Annotated in this window: 19 protein-coding genes; 7 read left to right on the top strand and 12 right to left on the bottom strand. The window is 35.5% G+C overall.

Annotated elements, in window-relative coordinates; all coding sequences use genetic code 11:
- Positions 1-432: 432 nt before the first annotated feature.
- From H344_RS0114040 to H344_RS0114000, 9 genes are all read right to left on the bottom strand, one after another.
- On the bottom strand, positions 433-1,632 hold the full coding sequence (locus H344_RS0114040) for a hypothetical protein (protein ID WP_026810894.1): 1,200 nt from the start codon (positions 1,630-1,632) through the stop codon (positions 433-435).
- Positions 1,633-1,836: 204 nt separating this feature from the next.
- Complete coding sequence (rfbD, locus tag H344_RS0114035; RefSeq protein ID WP_034256689.1) at positions 1,837-2,631, bottom strand: dTDP-4-dehydrorhamnose reductase; 795 nt, start codon at positions 2,629-2,631, stop codon at positions 1,837-1,839.
- A complete protein-coding gene (gene rfbC, locus H344_RS0114030) occupies positions 2,610-3,155 on the bottom strand; it encodes a dTDP-4-dehydrorhamnose 3,5-epimerase (protein ID WP_026810892.1) in 546 nt (181 codons plus the stop codon). The genes rfbD and rfbC overlap by 22 nt, the downstream gene beginning before the upstream one ends.
- A 122-nt stretch (positions 3,156-3,277) precedes the next feature.
- Complete coding sequence (gene rfbA, locus H344_RS0114025; RefSeq protein ID WP_026810891.1) at positions 3,278-4,141, bottom strand: glucose-1-phosphate thymidylyltransferase RfbA; 864 nt, start codon at positions 4,139-4,141, stop codon at positions 3,278-3,280.
- A 9-nt stretch (positions 4,142-4,150) separates the two neighbouring features.
- Positions 4,151-5,194: a dTDP-glucose 4,6-dehydratase gene (rfbB, locus tag H344_RS0114020; RefSeq protein ID WP_026810890.1), complete on the bottom strand. Its 1,044-nt coding sequence runs from the start codon at positions 5,192-5,194 to the stop codon at positions 4,151-4,153.
- 2 nt (positions 5,195-5,196) lie between these two features.
- Entirely contained in the window at positions 5,197-6,252 is a 1,056-nt protein-coding gene (locus H344_RS0114015; protein WP_026810889.1) for a hypothetical protein, read from the bottom strand.
- A 6-nt stretch (positions 6,253-6,258) separates the two neighbouring features.
- Positions 6,259-7,941, bottom strand: coding sequence for a DUF6909 family protein (locus H344_RS0114010; RefSeq protein WP_026810888.1), 1,683 nt, complete (start codon positions 7,939-7,941; stop codon positions 6,259-6,261).
- A 265-nt stretch (positions 7,942-8,206) separates the two neighbouring features.
- Positions 8,207-9,703 (bottom strand): GH3 auxin-responsive promoter family protein, encoded by a 1,497-nt coding sequence (locus H344_RS0114005; RefSeq protein WP_026810887.1) that lies wholly within the window; start codon positions 9,701-9,703, stop codon positions 8,207-8,209.
- 6 nt (positions 9,704-9,709) lie between these two features.
- Positions 9,710-10,579 (bottom strand): M23 family metallopeptidase, encoded by an 870-nt coding sequence (locus H344_RS0114000; protein WP_026810886.1) that lies wholly within the window; start codon positions 10,577-10,579, stop codon positions 9,710-9,712.
- A gap of 199 nt (positions 10,580-10,778) precedes the next feature.
- Between H344_RS0114000 and H344_RS0113995 the strand changes: the two genes are divergently transcribed.
- The 3 genes from H344_RS0113995 (at position 10,779) to H344_RS21880 (ending at position 14,714) form a co-directional block, all read left to right on the top strand.
- The gene (locus tag H344_RS0113995; protein ID WP_026810885.1) at positions 10,779-10,967 is read left to right on the top strand and encodes a Sec-independent protein translocase subunit TatA/TatB; all 189 of its coding nucleotides are present in this window, start codon (positions 10,779-10,781) and stop codon (positions 10,965-10,967) included.
- Between the two features lie 588 nt (positions 10,968-11,555).
- Complete coding sequence (locus H344_RS20355) at positions 11,556-14,087, top strand: OmpA family protein (RefSeq protein ID WP_051254331.1); 2,532 nt, start codon at positions 11,556-11,558, stop codon at positions 14,085-14,087.
- Positions 14,088-14,546: 459 nt separating this feature from the next.
- Complete coding sequence (locus H344_RS21880; RefSeq protein ID WP_169514971.1) at positions 14,547-14,714, top strand: DUF6747 family protein; 168 nt, start codon at positions 14,547-14,549, stop codon at positions 14,712-14,714.
- 314 nt (positions 14,715-15,028) lie between these two features.
- On the opposite strand, the gene H344_RS0113980 is transcribed toward H344_RS21880, so the two are convergent.
- From H344_RS0113980 to H344_RS0113970, 3 genes are all read right to left on the bottom strand, one after another.
- On the bottom strand, positions 15,029-16,045 hold the full coding sequence (locus tag H344_RS0113980; protein ID WP_026810884.1) for a DUF4837 family protein: 1,017 nt from the start codon (positions 16,043-16,045) through the stop codon (positions 15,029-15,031).
- 12 nt (positions 16,046-16,057) lie between these two features.
- Positions 16,058-17,677 carry a lytic transglycosylase domain-containing protein gene (locus H344_RS0113975; protein WP_026810883.1) on the bottom strand — a complete coding sequence of 540 codons (1,620 nt, stop codon included), beginning with the start codon at positions 17,675-17,677 and terminating at the stop codon, positions 16,058-16,060.
- Between the two features lie 114 nt (positions 17,678-17,791).
- The gene (locus H344_RS0113970) at positions 17,792-18,985 is read right to left on the bottom strand and encodes a phosphoglycerate kinase (protein ID WP_026810882.1); all 1,194 of its coding nucleotides are present in this window, start codon (positions 18,983-18,985) and stop codon (positions 17,792-17,794) included.
- A 188-nt stretch (positions 18,986-19,173) separates the two neighbouring features.
- Between H344_RS0113970 and H344_RS0113965 the strand changes: the two genes are divergently transcribed.
- The 4 genes from H344_RS0113965 to H344_RS0113950 all read left to right on the top strand — a co-directional run.
- Positions 19,174-20,325 (top strand): DNA polymerase III subunit, encoded by a 1,152-nt coding sequence (locus H344_RS0113965; protein WP_026810881.1) that lies wholly within the window; start codon positions 19,174-19,176, stop codon positions 20,323-20,325.
- Positions 20,326-20,342: 17 nt separating this feature from the next.
- Positions 20,343-20,738, top strand: coding sequence for a hypothetical protein (locus H344_RS0113960; protein WP_026810880.1), 396 nt, complete (start codon positions 20,343-20,345; stop codon positions 20,736-20,738).
- A 301-nt stretch (positions 20,739-21,039) separates the two neighbouring features.
- Positions 21,040-21,825 carry a patatin-like phospholipase family protein gene (locus tag H344_RS0113955; protein ID WP_026810879.1) on the top strand — a complete coding sequence of 262 codons (786 nt, stop codon included), beginning with the start codon at positions 21,040-21,042 and terminating at the stop codon, positions 21,823-21,825.
- A 610-nt stretch (positions 21,826-22,435) separates the two neighbouring features.
- Positions 22,436-22,643, top strand: a 208-nt coding sequence (locus H344_RS0113950) for a transposase (protein ID WP_026810878.1), incomplete at its 3' end; no start/stop codon positions are given.

Raw genomic sequence — 22,643 nt, 5'->3', positions numbered from 1 at the left:
ACATGTTCATCTTTTTGAAAACTTTCGGGGATATAGAAAAACCTTAGGAAATCTAAAAAGGGTATGAGGCAGTATATGATTATCGTTAAAACCATTAATCGATAGAAGAGCCGATCTGCATTTAAACTTGAATTTTTACCAATAGAATACCCTAAGTACCCAGCTAATGCAAATACTACAAAAAACCTAAAATCACTAGATATAAATGGATTATGTTTTATAATACCTACAGTTGTAGAAGCTAAAATAGATATGAACCATAATATAAGAATTGATATAATTCCCCAATCTATTTTTTTATTAGGCTTTGCAATTAAAAACAATATTAATAGGCAGTCTACTAGCCGCACTCCATAGAATATATCACTAGAGATTCCTGCATAGGTCAGGGACAATAGTAATAATATAAATTCGTTAAAATTTATCTTTAAATTAGTATTTAGGGCTAAGGACATATTTGATATAAATATATAATGATCTTAAAAAGAATACTACTATTAAACTAGCTGTCACTGCTTCTAAAGTGATTTTAGAAAGATAAAGAATTATTAGAGCTAGGCCTATTAAGGTTATGGTGATAATATTTATACTAAATATATCCTTAGAGTTACCGATTGCCCCTAAAATAGCAGAGAATAAACCATATATTAGTTTCATTAGCCCTAATATGGTTAATAAAGAAATTAACAAAATGTCATTTGAAAAATCTACATCAAGATAACGACCGTTATCTATGATACTAAGGATATAAATAAAGAGAATAATAAAGAATCCGAGATAAATTATTTTCTGAATTTTGCGATTTACAACGTCCTTCCTAACTCCTTCTTTAAAACCAACTAATTCTTTAAATCCTACATATTGTTGAATGAGGGTTAACGGAAATAGAAATATGGTGGAATAATAAAAGTATTTTCCGAATTCGTTGTCCCCTATGTTATCTAGGATGAAAATTCTTTCGCCAAAAGATAGTAAGGTGAGAATGGCAAGATTTAATGAGAAGGAAAGAAAAAAGTTTAAAAAATTAATCGTTCTTTCTTTTAACCTTTCAATTTTGGAATAACTATGTACAAGAGCAGATATCGCAGAAACGAAAATTAATAATGTTAAAACGTCTAGTAACTTTCCCATACCAATTGGGAAATTTATTAATGTAAATATGGCAATAACTATTAAAAGCACTATTCGAAAACCATTTTTGATAATTTGAGCCAAATTGAACTCTTTAGTTAACCGTAAAAGATTATAAGAGAAAATAATTATATTTATCCCAATCCCACTAATAATAAACTGATATAATAAAATATTTTGTCCTTTGGAATGGAAATAAAATGATAATAGTAGTGGTATGCAAATTGAACTTACAAGTAGAGAGCGCCAAACATCTGAATTTACAATTATTTTGTTGTTGGTTACCTTAGTAACTCTTAAGAAAACTTGGTCTAAACCTATTAATCCAAATGAGGAAACGATGCCTATATAGGTTAGAAATAGAGAGTAAGAATTGAAGTCACTTATTTGGTATGTGTTTTTAATAAAGAGGATTAACAAAAAATTACTAGCAGCACCTGATGCTAAGATTAGAAAAGAAAAATTGCTAAGAACCTTTTGTTTAATTTTATTGTATGTCATAGCTAATTATGAATAAGAGTAGTAAACCTCTTGGTATATAAAAAAATCATTTATATTACCCTTCAGCTTTCAAATCTTTGAATCAACAAAAATGATTATTTAACCAAATTGTCAAAACTACGATTATAAACTCTTTTCCGTTTGACTTTAGGTATGAAATCTGTATTTTTTGAGTGTAAAACTATAAGGAGTAAAGAAGCGGTATTACAACATCACACTATACTTTGGCCTTTTAGCAAGAGTTTGATAACTGTTGTCTCTAATGACATTTGTGGTCTCTTTAAGGTTGTTTTTCTCTAAGATGCTTATTGCAAAATCGTACCAACTCATAGCTTGTTCACCGGTGAAATGGTATAGCCCGTAGGCGTGGTTTTCAGTTGCAATAAGGTCTAAAATAAATTTAGCCAAATTTGCTGCATTGGTAGGACAACCCACTTCCTTATCAATAATGCGGAGTTCATCTCCCTTTTTTGCCTTTTCCAAAATAGTCTTATAAAAGTTTTTACCATGTACCTTGTGATATAACCAAGAGGTACGAACAATAAAATGGTTGCGCCATAGTTGCTGAATATATTGTTCTCCTACCAATTTAGATTTCCCGTACTGGTTAATAGGGTTTGTGGAGTCGTGAATGGTATATGGAGATCCTTTCTCTCCATCAAAAACATAATCTGTGGATATATGAATTAGAACTACCTGATTTTCTTTACAGGCCATGGATAGGTTCTTAACTCCCTCCGCATTTACTTTATAAGCTAATTCTGGAGTTTTCTCTGCCTGTTCTACATTGGTGTAGGCTGCGCAATTAATGCAATAATCAAAACTACCTGTTTGGAAAAGATCGTTGACCATTTCTGGGTCTGTGATATCCAGATCTAAAGAATTGGCAAATATGAATTCCATTTCGGGATAATCGATTGCGATATCCTTAATGCTTAAGCCTAATTGGCCGTTGGCACCAGTTACTAAGATCCGTTTTATATTTTTAGGTCTTTCCATAAGGGGAGTTGTAAATCTTTTTCAGATAATACCAATTGGTTTTCAGGTAATCCCCAGTCTATATCTAAATCAGGGTCGTTATATCTTATTCCTGCTTCTGAATACTTGTGGTAATAAGCATCGCATTTATAGGCGAAAATGACGTCTGCGGTGAGTGCAACAAAACCATGTGCAAAACCTTTAGGTACAAAAATTGTTTTTCGGTTTTCAGAAGAAATTTTTGCTTTAAAGTGTTGTCCGTAGGTGGTGCTCTCCTTTCTAAGGTCAACTACAACGTCTAAAACTTCACCTTTTAATACCTGCACTAGTTTGGCCTGGGCATGATCCCCAGTTTGAAAGTGGAGTCCACGTAAGACGCCCTTTGCTGAAACCGAGATATTGTCCTGAACAAAATCTACAGGATAGCCAGTAGCTTTCTCGAATGTCTTTTTATGGTAAGATTCAAAAAATAAGCCTCTATTGTCTCTGTGGATAAGTGGCTCTAATACGAAGCAGCCTTTAAGGTTAGTTTCCGTGATTTTCAATGTATATATTATTATCTAATTGTTGTGTTTCTTTTTTATATAGGCATACTGCTATGTAGTTATTACATTAAGTTATGACTCAACCTCCTAATAACTTTATAGCTTAATAATCGAAAGTCGACTTAGTTTTTAATAAGGCCTAACAGATTTTTTCCGTAGCCGCTTTTTAAGAGTGGCTGTGCTAACTTTTTTAGTTCTTCTCTAGTAATATACCCCATGGTATAGGCAACCTCTTCTATGGCTCCTATTTTAAGTCCTTGACGCTCTTCTATGACTTCTACAAACTGACTTGCCTGCATTAATGAGGCGAAAGTACCCGTATCTAACCAAGCTGTACCGCGATCTAAAATACTAACCTGAAGTTTACCTCTTTCCAAATAGGCCTTGTTGATATCAGTTATTTCGAGTTCTCCCCTTTTGCTAGGCTTTATATTCTTTGCAATGCTCACCACTTCGTTATCGTAAAAATAGATGCCTGGAACCGCGTAGTTGGATTTTGGGGTTTTTGGTTTTTCTTCTATGCTAATCGCTTTCCCTTCCTCATTAAATTCTACCACCCCATACCGTTCAGGGTCCTGTACATGATACCCGTAAATAACTCCTCCATCCGGATCGTTATTGGCCTGTAATAATTTTGCTAAACCAGAACCGTAGAAAATATTGTCACCTAAAACTAGGGCTACTTTATCATTTCCAATAAATTCCTCTCCTATAATAAAAGCTTCTGCAAGTCCGTTTGGGTGGTCCTGTATGGCATATTTAAAATCACATCCCAATTGAGATCCGTCCCCCAATAAATTTTGAAAAAGAATCTTGTCGTGTGGAGTGGTAATAATAAGCACCTCCCTAATTCCTGCTGACATTAAGGTAGATAGGGGGTAGTAAATCATGGGTTTGTCATAAATGGGCATCAACTGCTTGCTCACCGCCAATGTGATGGGGTGTAATCGAGTTCCTGAGCCTCCTGCAAGTATGATTCCTTTCATTTTGAATATTTATTGGTATTGTTTCTTATAGTAGGCTTGATAGGCTCCTGAAGTAACACTGGAGAGCCACTCCTCATTCTCCAAATACCAATCGATGGTTTTTGCTAAGCCTTCTTCAAAGGTAACGGAAGGTTTCCATCCAAGCTCTTTATTAATTTTGGTGGAATCTATTGCATAGCGCAAATCGTGTCCAGGTCTGTCTTTTACGTAGGTAATCAATTTTTCGCTTTCCCCAGTGGGTCTCCCCAGCTTTTCATCCATTTGTTGGCAAAGCAGTTTTACCAGGTTTAGGTTGGTCCACTCGTTAAAACCACCAATGTTGTAGGTTTCCCCATTATTTCCGTCATGGAATACTAGATCTATTGCCCTTGCATGATCTTCCACAAACAGCCAATCCCTGGTATAATTTCCATCGCCGTAGACCGGCAAGGGTTTATTTTGGATAATGTTATTTATGAATAATGGAATTAATTTCTCAGGAAAATGATTGGGACCGTAATTGTTGGAACAATTACTGATTACATAGGGCATTCCATAGGTTTCACCATAGGCTCTGACAAAATGATCAGAACTGGCTTTTGAGGCCGAATAGGGGGAATTAGGGTCGTAGGAAGTCGTTTCTGTAAACAATCCTGTTTTTCCCAAGGAACCATATACTTCATCGGTACTCACGTGATAAAAACGCTTTCCTTTGTAATTGTCCTGCCAAACAGATTTAAAAGCGTTTAACAGATGCACGGTTCCCATCACATTAGTTTTTACAAAGGCCATGGGGTCTGTTATGGACCGGTCTACATGGGATTCCGCTGCCAGATGGATTACTCCATCGAACTTATGTTCTACAAAAAGAGCATCAATAAAATCAACATCCGTTATATCACCTTTAATAAAAGTATAGTTGGAGGCCGATTCCACATCTGTTAAATTCTCAAGATTTCCGGCATAGGTTAAGGCATCCAAATTAAAAATATGATAATTTGGATAGGTATTTACCAACCTTCTAACCACATGAGAGCCTATAAAACCGGCTCCCCCGGTAACTAATATATTCATCGCTATTCTTTTTTATAGTTCTTTAAGAAGCTGTTTAGTTCCAATAGACTTAAAACTAATAGCGTAATAACAATGAAAGCAAAAGGAATTCTAAATTTATTACTATTAAATATTCCTTTTACTTCTACCCCTCTCCTTGGAAAGGCTGAGATTACATTTAGGATACTAGATTTATTGGCGCGCTCCTCATTCAATAAAACCAAATTCTCTTTTAGTCGCTCTACTTGGGTAATCAAAGCAAGTTCCTTATTTTCTTTTCCTTCCCCCTGACCAAGATTAATGTTTGTTCCCTGCATTGGTTTCTCGGCTTCCTTTACCATTACCCTTTTATATAGCTGTTGTAAGGAATCTACTTCCATTAGTTGCTTTTTGTAAAGGCTGTCTTGTAAATTAATATTTTGGTCGCTGATATTCTGCTGTAACTGAAAATATTCGTTTCTAGATATAGAGCCAATAATAGAGGGCTGTATTTTTTTAGCCACGGTATTATTTGTAGCGATAACGGAAATAGTATGGAACCTAGCATCTAATGAATTAAAATTCTTTAAAAAGTTCTGCATATCTATGGCTCTTTTGGTGGTAGAGTCCAAACTGCGCACAAACTTGTCGAATAATTGAACTTTTTGATTTTCATCAGAATAGGATTCTACCTCAAATTTACTAATATAGGAAGCTTCTTTAACCGATATGTCCAAAGCCTCTGCCAAAGCAATTGAATCTTTGGCTTCTGCTAGTTCATTATAAAAATTAATATTATTGTAAAGCTGCTGTACACTATTAAAATTGGGTTCTACTACCATGGTGGAAAGGTACCTAGGCTCCTTTGTCATGTCTAAATAAATCCCCAAGGCCAAACCAATAACCCCTGTAATTACAAATTTTAGGAAATGCCTTTGTAAAAACAGTAGGAAAAGGACAATGACATGAAATATACCCTTGAAAATATTCCCTATAAAAAGAAATAATTTTTTTAATCCGTTGCCAATTAATTGGAAGAGTTGTCCCAAATCTATCTCATCCGAGGAGGAATTTTGGGGTGTTTGTGGTTGTTGGGCCATAGAAACTTATGAGTTAAATATTTGTGTAAGTATTTTATCGGTAATTAGATAAGTGGGTTTTACCCCAGTAGTTCCCAAACCACCAGAAGCTAAGGTACTTCCTGTTTCCAAGGGGTTATCCGAAGCATAATAAGCATACCTAACCTTTACATCTTCTCTAATGCTCTTACGTATTTTGGAAGCAGATTGAATAGCTTTTTGATAATGAACCCCTTCCATCTCCAACCCAATTACGTTCCATGTAGATTCATGGAAGAATTTTAGAATGTCTTTGTTTTGTAAAGAGGTTCCTAAGACCGTAACCATAGCGCCTTGTAGCACTTTTAACCCATTCCCTTCAAAGTCGGACTTGTTTAATTCGTTCTTAAAGGGATAGTTATCTGCACTACCTTCAAAGATATGTGCATTGGGGATCATAATATCTCCTTTCCCACCTTCTAGAATCCCTGCTTTTCCCATAATAGAAATGGAAGCCACATTTAAAAATACCTCTTGATTTTTTTTAACTCTATAAGGTTTTAGAAGCTCGTCTATAGTCTCATAAGCCTGTTCTCCAAATGCATAATCCATTACAAAGATAACTGGTGTCTCGTTTTCCGGAGTATCCGGTAATTCATAACAGCAGCTACCTTTCCCTAGTTTGGCAAGGTCAAAGATCTGTACATCTATATTGGTGCCAGAATGATCATCTATAGCGATCATTCCGTTCTTTTTTGCCAAAGCAGTCACTTTATCCCTTAGTGTGGAATTATGCGAATTGCTTAAAGCTTCAAAAATGGAGAGATTATCATTATTAGCGAATTCCTTGGACAACGCTTTTTTAGCGAATAAAGAGTTCATAACACTATGCATATTGGCACTAATTATATGAATAGGGCGCTCCAACAAATTATTTTCGCGTAATTTTTCTTTTATGGTATTCGCCCAACGTTCTCCATGAATATGATGACCTAATCGTTCTCGTAACATGGGGCTGAAAGTGATGGCACGCTTATTACCAGTAGTGACTTCTTCAATGGCTAGTTTACCCAACCAATATATAATCTTTAGAAATCGCTCTGGATCAGTATCAATAGACAACTGTTTATGTACTGCCATAACCTCTATAAAAGGTCTTCCTAAAATATTGGCAGCATGTGTTAATGCTACTTCTCGTTCTTTAAGGCTAAGTTCTTCTTGTTGTGCCGCTTCTTCTAATTTTACCCAATCTCGGATAGTTTTATCGGTATCTTCAATTAATACACGATTACTAATTTTTTCCGCCTCAATAAAAAGGAAGGTAAGGTGGGTAAGAATATCATAGATATCTGAACGCCCTCTAGTAATCTCGATATTCATCTGCTCATCATCTATTCTATAGCAGTTTCTTCTTCTTTTGGGAGGGATAATCGGCTTAAATTGTGAGCTAGAATACCCTTCATCTGAGGTAAGATTAATGTAGCGACATTGTTCTATACCTTCAGGTAAACGCTCTAATACATATATAAGTCCATTTAGTTCAGTTTTTTCTTCTGCTATTGAGCCATAAATCTCAGGTCTAAGCTGTAAGAGGGATTGCCTAAGGGCGGCACCTGAAACTCCCGATGGCTTATAAAATCCACGGTTAAATAAATGACGCATAGTAATATACAATCGCTCTATTGCATTCGTAGATTCCTGCGCTCTAGTGGTGTTGGTAGATTTTTTCATAGACATATTTCATGCAAAACTACAATATAAATCGGTATCTAATTCTTGTCACAATCTTTTCTATCACCAATAAAATATTGGTTGTCTTATAGAAATGGATTGCCATTAAATGAGTATGCTAATATAATGGAATTGCAAATGGTATGAAAATCCAAGTAATAAGGATGAATATACTTTGCGCAAGCGCTATGGAGCTAAGGGCTATTAAGAACTTAAAATCAGCAACTTAATAAATGCTACAGTACTTACAGTATATATTTAAAGCTTATACCCTAAACTCCCTTAAGCCATCAGCAACTTTACGATCGTTAGATAACCTTTGTACCTTATTCTGTCCGCCTAATTTCCCGATAGATTTCATGTATTCTTGAAAACCATCCTTTTTAATTTTAGTGATCTTTAGGGGTTGTAAAATCTTCCCCTTTATTAGGTCAAAGTAATAGGAGTTTTGTTGCTGAAGAGAGGTGTCCAAAGTATCAATAAACTTTTCCAGATCTGTTGGTAGTTGTTCAAATTCAATTAACCATTCGTGGTAAGGGAGCTCCTCTCCTTTAGGATTTATCTGTGGAGCAACGGTAAACTCATTAATTCTAGCATCCGTTTCTTCAATGGCTAGCCTCATAGCTTCTTCAACTTCTTTGCCAATGACGTGCTCTCCAAAGGCGGAAATAAAATGCTTAATTCTACCCGAAACTATTATTTTATAGGGTTCCAAAGAAATAAACTGAATGGTATCTCCTAAATTGTACCCCCATAGACCGGCATTAGTGGAGATAATCATCACATAATTTACACCAACCTCTACATCTTTCAGCGTTATTCGTTTTGGGTTGTCTACAAAAAACTCGTCGGCCTTTACGAACTCATAAAATATCCCTGAATTGAGTAGTAATAGCATTCCCTTTTCGGTCTGGGAGTCTTGATAAGCGAAAAATCCTTCACTAGCTGGAAACAATTCTATACTCGCTACCCTTTTCCCGATAAGGTTTTCAAATTTAGCTCGGTAGGGTTCATAGTTAACGCCACCATAAATAAATAGTTCAAAGTTTTTGAAAAGTTGACCTACCTTTTTGCCAGTAGTAGAATTTAGTTTCTCAAAGTAGGTTTGTACCCAAGAAGGAATGCCTGCAATAATGGTCATATCTTGGTCTACAGTTTCTTTTACCACTTCATTAACCTTAGTATCCCAATCTTCTAAACAATTGGTCTCCCAACTAGGAAGTCGGTTTTTTTGTAAATAATTGGGCACGTAGTGCGCAGATATTCCTGATAGTCTTCCAATTTTTATCCCGTTCTTCTCTTTCATTACAGGGCTTCCCTGAAGAAAAATCATTTTCCCGTCCACAAAATCGGCCCTCCCAGTTTCGTGAATGTAATTTAGGATTGCATTACGGGAGGCTTCTACCTGGTATTTAATGGACTCTTTGGTAATGGGAATGTATTTTGCCCCAGAGGTTGTGCCCGATGTTTTTGCGAAATAGGCTGGTTTACCAGGCCATAAAACATCGCTCTCCCCGGCAACGACTTTTTCTACGTATGACTTTAATTCCTCGTAATCTCTTACAGGAACGTTTTTTACAAAATCTGCATGAGATTTTATTTGGGAAAAATTATGGTTCTTTCCAAAACTAGTGTCTTTCGCCTGGGATAATAAGAATGCGAAAACTTTATCTTGGGTTGTTATTGGATTCTGTACCCATTTTGCAGTTTTCTTTGCTACGATTCCTGCAAATATTTTAGCTGCGAACGATTTTATACTCATTTTCTACTATTTAAAATCTATAAAATCTATTGGATTAAGAGGGCTGCCGTTACTCCAAAGCTCAAAATGAAGGTGAGTACCGGTAGTGAACTCTCCTGTATTACCAACCGAGGCTACTACTTCCCCAGCACGAACAATATCACCCTGTTCCTTATTTAGTGATCCATTATGTTTGTATACACTTAGGAGTCCCTCTGAGTGTTCAATAATTATGACATAGCCAGTTTCTGTAGTCCATTCTGCAAAAATAACGGTGCCATTGGCTACGGCTTTAACGGGGCTATCTTTTGGGGCTACTATGTCTACAGCATAATGCTTAGATTCCGTGTTAAAGCTTTGAGATATTGTACCGCTTAAGGGAGTAAATAATACTCTCCCGGGACTATTGATGTTTCTTTCAAACAAATTATATTTATCTTCTCTAGCCACTTGCTCCCTTAATATAGAATCTTCCCTTATGGGACTTAAGTCAATGGTAGATGGGTCTAGCTTATACTGTTCAAACAACGAGTCTCTGTTAATTTCGTTATTTTCAATATCGCCCTTTAATACTTTTCTAATATTATCTAGGTACCTATTGGTATAATTTAATACCACAACTAAAGAATCTGTTTTATAGGTAAGCTCGGTGGCCTGGCGTTTTAGTTTCGTAGAGGAGTATCCTGGAATATATTCCCTAAGCGGAGTAAAGGCAATAAGCAGTATTGTAAAACCAATAAGGCCAATAATAAAAAGGGAGCCGGTAACAAATACATTCATTCTGTTCAGCTTAAATGAAATCTTTTCTTCAAAAGTACTTTCATTAAGTATGACCAAGCGGTACTTATGCAAGAGCTTCCTCTTTAATTCCTTTCTTTTTTTTCGTTTTTTGGTCATAATAAACAAAGATAAGGTTACAAATTAACTTTAATTATTTTTAGCATTAAATTTGATTGGATAGTATTATTTCTTTGCAAAAGTATCTTTTCAAAATTTATATTGTAGATTGGCAGAATTAAAATATATTTTAGTCTTTAAAATTAACAAGTTACTTACATCTTTTTTAGTACCTTTGTTTCTAATAAATCATCTTACTATGATAACTTTAAATACATTTTTAGCAATTGGACCAATGCAAATAGCCTTAGTAGTGGCTATTGTCTTATTATTATTTGGAGGTAAGAAAATTCCAGAATTAATGCGCGGATTAGGTAGTGGTATTAAGGAATTTAAGGATGCTTCCAAAGATGATGAGGTTTTGGAGGAAAAGAAAAAAGAAGAATAAGTATATATATTCACTTCATATTATAAAAAAAAAACACCTGCTTTAGTAGGTGTTTTTTTATTTGTATTATTTACTAAATAGTACACTATTCATGGTATTCCTAGGCCTTACCAAATTGGCTGCGTCCTTTACTTGTGGTACCGATTGATATTTTGTTACTTATAATAGGAATTAAAGTTTACACTTTACTTTGTTCTATGACCCACTTTATCTAATCCTTCATTTTAGAGACTGGTTCTATTATTTCGATTAGAATGAGCTGATTATTGACTCTTTCAAATGAGTTAGTAAATGGTGGTGCTTTGCTAGTTATAAAAAAGTAGACCTTGTATCCAGGGTAAAGTTTATGTGGAAATATATGACTTGATTTCTCAGAATATCCCCTATTTTACTTACATCCCTTTCTAAATATTCCTGTACACTATGCAAAATGAGGGATTCACAACAAAAAATTTTACATCAATACTAAGGCGTCTAGATTTACCGTTCGCTTAATATTAATGTAGTTGTTGTCCTTCTAGGGATGACTTAAATGTGAATTTGCAAGTGCTAAACACCATACAGTACGCCACACCATAATTTAAACGCATGGAAAAATTAATTGCTTTAGTATTCTTATTTGTGACCACAGCTTTTCATGCTCAAAATGGGAATATTGGTAATGCCAATAGGGTAGAGGTAATGCCAATAACCGCCGCCCAATCCCTTGAATCTGTTGAAGATTTTAATTTGGATGCAATCGGTAGTATGGAAGAGATCGAATCAGCTTTCAAAGCTGACAAAATCAATACCAAATGGTTTGATACTGTTTTCAGTCATTCTCCTGGTTACTACCTTATTACTGGCATATATGGTAACGATCTTAATTTAGCTAGAAACCTCGATAAACTTAGAGGGAAGGGATTTGATGCCGGATTTTTATTTAACCCAGAAGATGAACTAAGTTATCTTTTCTTAGCAAAATTTGATACGTGGAAAAAGGCTTTAGAAGCATGCAAAACCAACCCTTATAAGTCTTATAGAAAGGATTTATGGGTGATGATAGTGCCTAAATTAATAGATCATGAGGAAAGTAAACAGCTAGTTTCGGTTAATTATGCAAAAGAAAAAGTCCTTTCTGATAAAAAAGTTACTATTGAGGAAGTTAGTTATGAGATGTTGAATCCTAACAGTAATGTGAATAATATTTCAGCAGCTGATGTACCAATGGGGAACAACTCCTGGTTAAATAAAGCGAATGATTATTTTGATAAAATGCGGTATGCCGAGGCGGCTGAGCTTTATGAAAGAGCTATGATTAAGAAACCGGATACATACGGGTTGGAGGTGCTTCAAAAAGCTGGAGACGCACATTACTTTAATACTAATATGGAGCGTGCTTATTTTTGGTATAATAAAATGTATAATAAGTATAAGGAGGAAATTCAGCCTGAGTTCTTGTTTAAATATGCACATACATTAAAAGGATCTGGAAAATACGGACGAGCAAAACGGATGATGCGACTTTATAATAAGTCTATTAAGGTGGAGAGCAATGCAGATGATTTAGAAGAAACTATTGCTAATTTCGAAACGAATGAGGTGAAATTAGATAATATTCTGAATTCAGGACCTAATGTACAGTTAAAAAATCTCAGTTTAAATACAGCTTATTCAGAATTTTCTCCAATGTTTTACAATGAGAATGAGATTGTATTTGCCTCTTCTAGAGATTCCTCATTTTTTAATACTAGACGGTATGGATGGAATAATCAACCCTACCTTGATTTGTATGTGGCAAAAATTAATGAAGAATCGCAAGATTTACGAGATGCCATGAAGTTTTCCAGTAAAATCAATTCCAAATACCATGAGGCATCGGTTACCTTTTCTGCAGATAATACAACTATGTACTTTACCCGTAATAATTATGGTAAGAAGTTGCGTAGGGATAAAAATGGAATGAGTCATTTAAAGATTTTTGTTTCCAACAAAGTAGAGGGAGAATGGACAGAAGCTAAGGAATTACCGTTTAATAGTGATTCGTATTCTACTGGTCATCCTTCATTAAGTCCAGATGGGAAAAAATTATATTTTGTTTCCGATATGCCTGGAACTATGGGGGAAACCGACATCTTCGTAGTGGATGTATTGGAGAATGGTCTTTATTCCGAACCAAAAAACCTAGGCCCCAATGTAAATACCCCGCGCAAAGAGATGTTTCCTTTTGTCACCAATAATAAGTTATACTTTTCTTCTAATGGAAGGATTGGTTTAGGCGGATTGGATGTTTATGAAGCGGAATTGAAAGAAGGCGGTGGGTTTTTAGAGGCTGTTAATTTAGGTATGCCAATTAATAGTGAAAAAGATGACTTCTCCTATATTGTAAACGAAGTAACTAATAAAGGTTTCTTTGCTTCTAATAGGAAAGATGGTAAGGGAGATGATGATCTCTATAGCTTTGAAAGGTTGATTCCTGAAGAGACTGTTGAAAATGCAATTGCAGGAACCGTAGTAGAGCATATTTCAGGTGAAGTTATGCCTAATGCATTAGTTACCTTATTAGATAAAAACAATATAAAATTGAAGGAAATGGTGACAGCAGAGGATGGCTCCTTTGTTTTTGAGGATTTAGATTCGTTTACAAAATACGTTGTCAAAATTAGTAAAGGCCAATATTTTGAAAAGGAGTTGTTTGCTGAAACAACTGAAAATGAAATAGTAAGTACAGATGTTTCCATGAAAAGATTAAAAGAGCTGATCGTTTTGGAAGATGGAGTTAGGAAACTTAAAACGGACTTAATATACTTTGATTTCGATAAATATGGTATTAGAAAGGATGCCGCTATAGAATTGGATAAAATGGTAGAGGTGATGATGGAATACAAAGACATGGTCATTAAAATTGAATCTCATACCGATTCTAGAGGTCCTGCGGTTTACAACAAATACCTATCAGATAAGAGAGCTAAATCTAGTAGAGATTACCTTATATCTAAAGGAATTTCCGATGAGCGTATAGTTAGTGCTATAGGTTACGGGGAAGAGCAACTGCTTAATGAGTGTGAAGATGGAGTAAGATGTTCTCGTGAACAACATGAACTTAATAGAAGGTCAGAATTCATTATTGTAAAAATGTAACTCAAAATAAGCGTAATAAAAGATTAAAGTCCGCCTTTATTAATAAAGTGGACTTTGTAATCTCAATAATAATTTGATGGTTCTCATTAGACTAAAGGGGGTTAGAATAATTTTACTTAGAGATTATTACATTCCTAAATTTTTTATGCAAAAATGATGAGGCGAGTAAACCTTCCTATTTTCTGATTTATACTTTATGAGCTGGCTGATATTAAATGTAAAAGAGTTGAAATAACCGCCCAGCGAGGTATTTTCTTAACAACTTGGTTGAAAATACAGTTTAGTTTGCTCCGTATCTTGTAGGGGTGCTGCGTTGTTTAACGAATAAATTAACTGTTTAACGAACGTAAACAATATTACGTTTCTTCAACCTTTTTATGTTTCACTTTATCCAATAATTTATAGTAATGGTCGAGTATTTGTGAAATTTGTATTAGCAATAATCTTAACTATAGCTATATGAAACATGTATTACTCATAAAAGAAATCTATTTAGAAGCCTTTAGAAACTGGGGATATATTATGCTGAAAAGATACTTTAAAGCATTTTCATTCTTTTGCTTTTTCCTTATAGCAGTGGTAATCTATGCCTTTTTATATAGGGTATCTACCGGTTTTGTCTTTTAAAACTGCTGTGCTAGTTTAAACCACTAATAGAGTTTTAAATGGCCTTTAAAAGCCCCTATTTATTTTAGGTTGTTCTCATTACACGCCTTATTGTAACCGATATTAAGGTTTTAGGTAAGGAGGTGCAGCTTATTCGTAAAGGAACTCTTACTTTCTATTAGAAGCTGTATTCGTCTTAATTAAAATAGGTAAACAAAAGAATCTTGGTCTCTACACTATTTGGTCCCATGTCACTCTCAGTATGCCTAAGAGGAGGAGGGAAGTGTAAAGTTGACTTTATATATGTTTATAATAGAATGATATAACTAAAGGAGCTAGTTGATGCCTGCTTCCTGAGGTTTTTGTGTATCGACAAACTTGATTGTTTTTAAAATAGCCTCCAATTCAAACATATAGTCTCTTTTTTCGGTGGCTGGTGCAAAAACAAAGCCTTCAACTACTATTTTTCTATCATTCTTGTCGTCATTAATGATATAGGTTAAGAACGGTCCTGCCATTGGGTAGTTCGCAATTTCCCATATACCTCTGACTTCAGCTGCTTTTTTACCAGAAATTTCAGCAGGAAAAACATAAGGAGAAAATGCTTTTTCCGTAATCATATAGGTGGTTTTTCCAGGAACGGTAGGCCCAGGGATAAATTCTTTTCCAATAGAATCTCGCATATTTACAATATCGGCTACCAAAGTGGAATCGCTCTTAAAATGATTTCCGGGAACTTCATAGGCAATGATATTCATGCTCCCTTTTTGGATCTGCCTATCAATCCACACAAATGAATCTTCTTGTCTACCTACTTTATAAATAGAGGGAATAGAAAGGTTTATTCCTAAGCTTTCTTCAAGTGCTTTCTCTTGGTTTAAAGAGATTAGGAAACGTTTTTGAGCTTCTCCAATTTCCAAATCCTTGAAAGCTTTAATCATCTCATTAGCTTTCGCATCAAGATTTTTAATTATTTCTTGCTCGGTAGTACCTTTAATAACCCCTACTTTTTGTGGGGTAGCGAACATGTCTGTTTTTATATGAGCTAAACTTAAGGTGTCCTTGGCAATTACTAGTACTGAACGGTTGTTTAAAACAGATCCCGAGAATACCTTAGCCGGCATTTGATGAATGGTAAAAAGTGGCTCCTCCCAAGAAAGTCCTAGTACAGGTGCAGCAAAATGCTGTCTTACACGGTCTCCTACAGCTCCTTCCCATAAATCATTATCTATTACTATGGCCAAGGAATTAATAGCTCCTATAGACGCGGGTAGGTACTTTTTTTTAGGAGTGGAATTACAGGATATTAAAAATAGAAATGTCGTTATAAAAAGAAAACCAATTTTTTTCATAGTGTTATAGTTTTACGAAGAACAGTCGCATAATTTTAGTTTGGTACCTGGTCTTATATTACTACCGCTAATACCGTTCCATTTTCGTAAATTTTCGATACTAATTCCTGGATATTTTTTTGCAATGGTCCAAAGAGTGTCTCCACTTCTTACTGTATGTACCTTGTTGCCGCTGCTAGCTCCTGCATTTGTTGAGGTATTGGTGTTTTGCGCCGTAGAAGGATACTTTCTTGGGTAAATGGTTAACCTTTGACCAATTCTTAGATTATTGCTTCTTAAACCATTCCAAGCTTTTATTTGGCTAACTCTAACTCCATATCTTTCCGCGATCTTACCTAGAAAATCCCCGCTCTTCACTCTGTACCTTATCTCATTTTGTGACTGTACTATTTGCTGAAGTGGTTTTTCTTTTGATTGCAACTCTTCATTTACATGAGCGTATATGGCTTCTTCATTATTTACGAACTTGCCTAGGGCATCTATAGGTAAGCGTAAGGTGTAGTTTTTGTCTTTTATATATGGAATGACATTTAATTTATAGGAGGGGTTTAAAACCTCTAATTCCTCAACGCTAATGTCAACCAATTTTGAAATTTGTTCAAACGTAATGGTGCTCCTAACATGTATTGTATCGGTCTCAAAATAAGGCCTTTCCACAATTTGCTGTTCAAACCCATGTTCTTTTGCAAATTCAAAAATATACATGGTCGCTAAAAACGCAGGCACATAGCCCGCTGTTTCCCTAGGAAGATTTCTTCTAATGTTCCAATAATTCTTATATCCACCAGAGCGTCTAATAGCTTTGTTTACATTTCCAGGGCCAGAGTTGTAAGCGGCGAGAGCTAAGTCCCAATCATCAAAAATATTGTATAATTTTTTTAGATACAAACTAGCTGCTTTGGTAGAGTTTATTGGATCACTTCTTTCATCTACGTAACTACTTACGTCTAGATTGTACATTTTCCCGGTCCCGTACATAAATTGCCATAAACCGGTTGCACCCACCCTAGAACGTGCCTTAGGGTTTAAGGCGGACTCCACAATGGCTAAGTATTTTAGCTCTAAGGGGATGTTTTGATTATCTAACTCCTGCTCAAATAAGGGGAAGTAAAACTGACTTGCCGTCATCATTCTACTCATTAAGCCTCTTCTTCGGGTTAGGAAAGAGTTAATCACATTCTCCAAGGACGGATTATAGGTAATATTAAAAGGCGTTTTTTGGTTTAGTAGTTCCAATCTGGCCTTTAATGTATCGGTGTCCACGCTATAGTGGTATACCGTATCTATCTCCATTGTGGCGATATCTTCATAAATAGAATCGAAAAGGATTGTGTTGTCATACAGGACCTTTAACCAAAGGCTGTCATATCTAGCTGCTTCTTCACGGTCATGTAATTCGTACTTTTCTTCACCTTTTAAGAGAAGTCGTACATTGTCTTTTAATTCTACTTTTGACTCCATGGATTCCATCTGCTCTACACCTTCCATATCCATAGCAATGGTGTCTACTTCCATAGTTGCCGGCTTGTTAATGTTCGGATTGCTTGGAATGGAATCTATTTGTTGGGCAGAAAGGGTAGACACGGAGACTACCCCAATAATGCTTAACAGAAAGTTCTTGATTATATTCATGAGGTTTCTATTTATTATGGGGACATATGAAGATCGTGCTTTTTTGCCAATCTTTATAATTTATTTATAAGATTGGCAAAAAAGCAACTCATCATTAAGATTTAATCAAGGAAGTTACCCCTTTAATATGGCAGCAATTCCCGGTAGGTCTTTACCTTCTAAGCTCTCTAACATTGCACCACCACCGGTAGACACATAGCTTACCTTATCTTCAAAACCAAATTGTTTTACTGCAGAAACGGAGTCCCCACCGCCAACTAAAGAGAATGCTCCATTTTTAGTTGCTTCCGCAATAAAATTACCAATGGCGATAGTTCCCTTGGCAAAAGGTTCCATTTCAAATACCCCTACAGGGCCGTTCCATAATATGGTTTTGGAATCTAGGATTACCTTTTTAAAATTCTCAAGCGTTTGTGGTCCAGCATCCAATCCTTGCCATCCTTCTGGAATTTCATTTGAATTTACCACTTTAGTATTGGCATCCTTACTAAAATCATCAGCAGCCAAAACGTCTACCGGAATATGTACTTCTACTCCTTTTTTCTTCGCTTCAGCAAGGATTTCCAATGCTAGCTCCATTTTATCATCTTCACAAATTGAATCTCCTATCTTTCCTCCTTGTGCTTTCACAAAGGTATATGTCATTCCACCTCCTATAATAAGGTGATCTACCTTGTCTAAGATGTTTTCTATAATTGTGATTTTTGAAGATACTTTTGCTCCTCCAAGAATTGCGGTAATGGGCTTTTCCCCAGTACGCATCACTTTTTCTATAGCGTCTATTTCCTTAGCTAACAAAAATCCAAAACACTTCTTTTCTGGGAAGAACTGTGCTACAATTGTAGTGGAAGCATGTGCTCTATGCGCGGTTCCAAATGCATCGTTTACGTATATATCACCTAATTGAGATAGTTTTTTAGCAAACTCTTCATCTCCTTGCTCTTCTTCAGAATGAAATCTTAAGTTTTCTAAAAGTAAAACTTCACCACTCTTTAAGTCGGCTACTGCTTTTTCTGCTTCGGGACCTACACAATTTTCTACAAACTTAACATCAACACCAATTACTTGGGTAACTTCCTTAACAATATGTTTTAAGGAAAGCTCAGGTTTTACTTGACCTTTAGGTCTACCTAAATGACTCATTAATATTGCGCTACCGCCGTCTTCCAAAACTTTTAATATGCTAGGCTTTGCAGCAACAATTCTGTTGTTATCGGTTACCTTTAGATCAGCATCTAGTGGGACATTAAAATCTACTCTGATTAATGCCTTTTTATTCTTAAAATTAAAGTCGTTGATAGTTCTCATATGAATTCTAGTTTTATAGAATAGCAAATGTAAAGATTTAAAGGAGGTTTAAAAGATACTTTCTCAAATAATTACCACTATTTAGGGAGTTAGCTTTAAATATTCAATTAGGTTAATGAGAATAATTCGTCTTCTATGTGAACATGAAATTTGATTTTCTTTTGGTTTAATTCCATTATATTTGGTGCATGCTATTTAAGGATATTTTAGGGCTTACCCATATTAAGGATCATCTTACTTCCAGTGCAGATGCAGGGCGGATTCCGCATGCACAACTTTTTATTGGTCCAGAAGGCTGTGGGAAATTGCCAATGGCCATTAGTTATGTGCAATATTTACTATGTGGCAATAGGAATGGAGAAAATAATACAGGGGATAATTCTTGTAATGTAAAGTGTAACTCCCTGTCTCATCCAGATATTCACTTTGCTTTTCCTGTGGCCAATTCAGACAAGGTGAAAAGTCACGCTGTAAGTGATAGTTACATGGAAGAATGGAGGCAGTTTGTAAAGGAGCAGCCGTATGGAAACCTTTACGATTGGTATAAAATGATCGGAATTGATAATAAACAGGGTCAGATTGGGGTTGATGAAGCCCAAATTATGGTGAAAAAACTAACCCTTAAATCATATGAAGGCGGTTATAAAGCCATGATTATTTGGATGGCCGAAAAAATGAATACGGCTACAGCAAATAAACTATTAAAACTTATAGAAGAACCTCCCAATAAAACCATATTAATTTTAATTGCTGAGGACGAAGAACAGATTATTCAAACTATTTTATCAAGATGTCAAATACTGCGATTCCCACCCGTGGCCGAAGGAGCTATAGTAGAGGCTTTGGTAGAAAGGGGGGTGAGTAGGGAAGATGCTATTCGGATTTCTCATGAGGCCAATGGTAACTTTAATAAGGCACTAGATTTTATGAATAACGATTCAGAAGATTTAGTGTTTGAAAAGTGGTTTGTTCAATGGGTAAGATCTGCCTTTAGAGCAAAGGGGAATAAAAGTGCTATCCATGACCTTATTGCTTGGAGTGAGTTGGTAGCAAAAACAGGAAGAGAGACGCAAAAGAAATTTCTAAGCTATTGTATTTCCGTTATGAGACAGGCTTTATTAATTAATTATAATGCGAAAGACCTAGCCTTTATGAGATTCCATGTAGAGGGCTTTAAGTTAGAAAATTTTGCTCCTTATGTGCACGAGGGTAATATTCTTTCCATAGTTAAGGAGCTGGAAGATGCAAGTTATCACATTGAAAGGAATGGAAATGCCAAATTAATCCTTATGGATTTGTCCATAAAATTAACGCGCTTATTACACGCCAAAGCAGCTTAAATAATTCACATATTTATATGGAAAGTTTAATTAATAATGCCACGGAGCTATTACTGCTTCTTTTTCTCATAATTACATTTGTACAAAGTGCCTTGGATAAAATGCTAGACTGGAAGGGAAATGTTACTTGGCTAGAAGGTCATTTTGAAAATACCCTTTTTCAGAATCAGGTTCCACTATTATTGGTAACGGTACTTGTAACCGAGTTGATTGCTGGGGTGCTGTGTCTCTTGGGTATATATATGCTAATTGCAGAAGGTGAAAAAACTATGGCTTTGGCAGGTGCCGTACTATCTTGTATTGTATTGCTAATGCTGTTGTTAGGACAGCGAATTGCCAAAGATTATGATGGCGCTAGAACGATAGCTATATATTTTATCCCAACTGTTTTCTTGGTTTTTTTATTGCAATAGAATTATCAGCTACGGTTGATGTATAAGGTAATTATAAAAACTTGCCAACGCTAAAAGAGTGGAATAATACCTTATGGTTTGTTAGAAAATCGATTTTCTTAGGCTTTAAAGTACGCCATAAAGTCTAAGTCCTTATATTTAAATGGGTTTTTGGACGTGCTATTTGTTTGGATACTGCAAAGAAACGGAACTTACAAACCAATCGGTTTGTTTTGTGTTTTGCTATCTTCCTTAAAAATTGAAGAAATTTGCGTAGCTTGATGAAGGTTTTACGTAATATAATTGTTAATAAACTACAAGCATGAATTTGGAGGGTGTTAAATCCAAGTCAATTGGTTTGGTGTTGTCTGGGGGAGGGGTTAAAGGAATGGCACATATTGGCTTAATCCAGGCTTTAAATGAGTTTGGCATTCAGGCTCAATTGGTAAGTGGTAGCAGTGTGGGTGCTCTTGTTGGTGCCATGTATGCTAACGGGAACTCGGTTTCAGAAATGCTCAACTTTTTTAAAGAGACTCCATTGTTTCGTTATCATTTTATGACCATTGTAAAACCCGGACTTTTAGATACAGAGCGTTATTTTGATGTGCTGCTTAAATATTTCCCTAAGAATACTTTTGAAGCTTTGGAGCGTAAATTATATGTAATAACTACGGATCTGCAACGTGGTGAAGAAAGAGTTTTTGGAGAGGGAGAGCTTATCAGACCTTTATTAGCTTCTGCAGCTTTACCTCCAGTATTTAGTCCCGTAGAAATTGATGGAACTATTTATGCTGATGGAGGTATTATGAATAATTTTCCCTATTATGAAGTTGCCAATAAGGTAGATTATGTAATTGGTAGTAATCTAATGGGTATTAGAGTACTTAGCAAGGAGGGGATTAATTCTTCTTACCAATTAACTAACAGAACCACTTCCTTAATGATGTATGCTAATAATAGAATTAAAGTTAAAAAATGTGATTTGCTTTTTGAGCCAAACGATTTAGACTTAATTGGTATTTTAGACAAGAAAGGTATAGAAAAAGCCTATACTATAGGATATGAGCACGCTTTAAAAAAGTTACAAGAGACCTTTGTTGAAGTGTAATCGGGATTACAGTATCTTTTTATTAAAGCAGGGAGCTAATTATTGATTAAGTCCCGTTTGAAGCATTAAATTACTAGTATGCTGGAACCCTTGACAAAATTATTGAGTGGCGTCTAACGGCTTGTTAGGAACCATTTAGACCTTGTTGTTAAAGTGTAGATTGGTGCGTCTTTCTAAAGACAATAGCTAAAGGGCTAGTAAGTGAATTCTGATCCTATGAGGTTATCTAAATCTTGTAGGCTTTGTTATAATGTTCAAATGAAATAAACTTATGGTTGTAGAGCGACAACAAAAATAAGTTATAGCGGAACGTGTGACCGATTAGGAGGACGCCCCGCTTATAAGTGATTTTATTGGGTAGCGTTTTTGACTTCGGCTTCGTCTACCTCCTTAAGTAGGTAAACTCAGTTACCGTAACTAGTATTAAGGTAAGATAAAGTTTGTGTTCTCGGGATCGCCCGAGCGAGTCTCACTACTATCATCTAACTAAACCTATAAAAAATTGGGACTAGACCATAAACTGTGTAAGTAGAAAATAGAGGGTAAACTAAACGCTTTATTTTATAAACTTGCCTGCGATAAAAATCCAGGTACTAATCTTACACAACAAATGAAAAAAGAAGATCTATTTGATGATGAGTTTCTGAAACAGTTTAAATCAGGAGAAGAACTCAGCAATTTTCTAAAACAAATTCAGAAAAGAGGACTTGAGAAAATGCTCGAAGGGGAACTTGATGGTCACCTGGATTATCAAAAACATCACAAATCTGTTTCCGGTAATACCAGAAACGGCTATTCAGAAAAGAAGATCAAGAGTT

It is taken from the genome of Arenibacter latericius DSM 15913 (assembly GCF_000424985.1).
Taxonomy (GTDB): Bacteria; Bacteroidota; Bacteroidia; order Flavobacteriales; family Flavobacteriaceae; genus Arenibacter; species Arenibacter latericius.
Note: the sequence above shows the minus strand (reverse complement) of the source record. Positions and strands in the feature narration are given on the sequence as shown.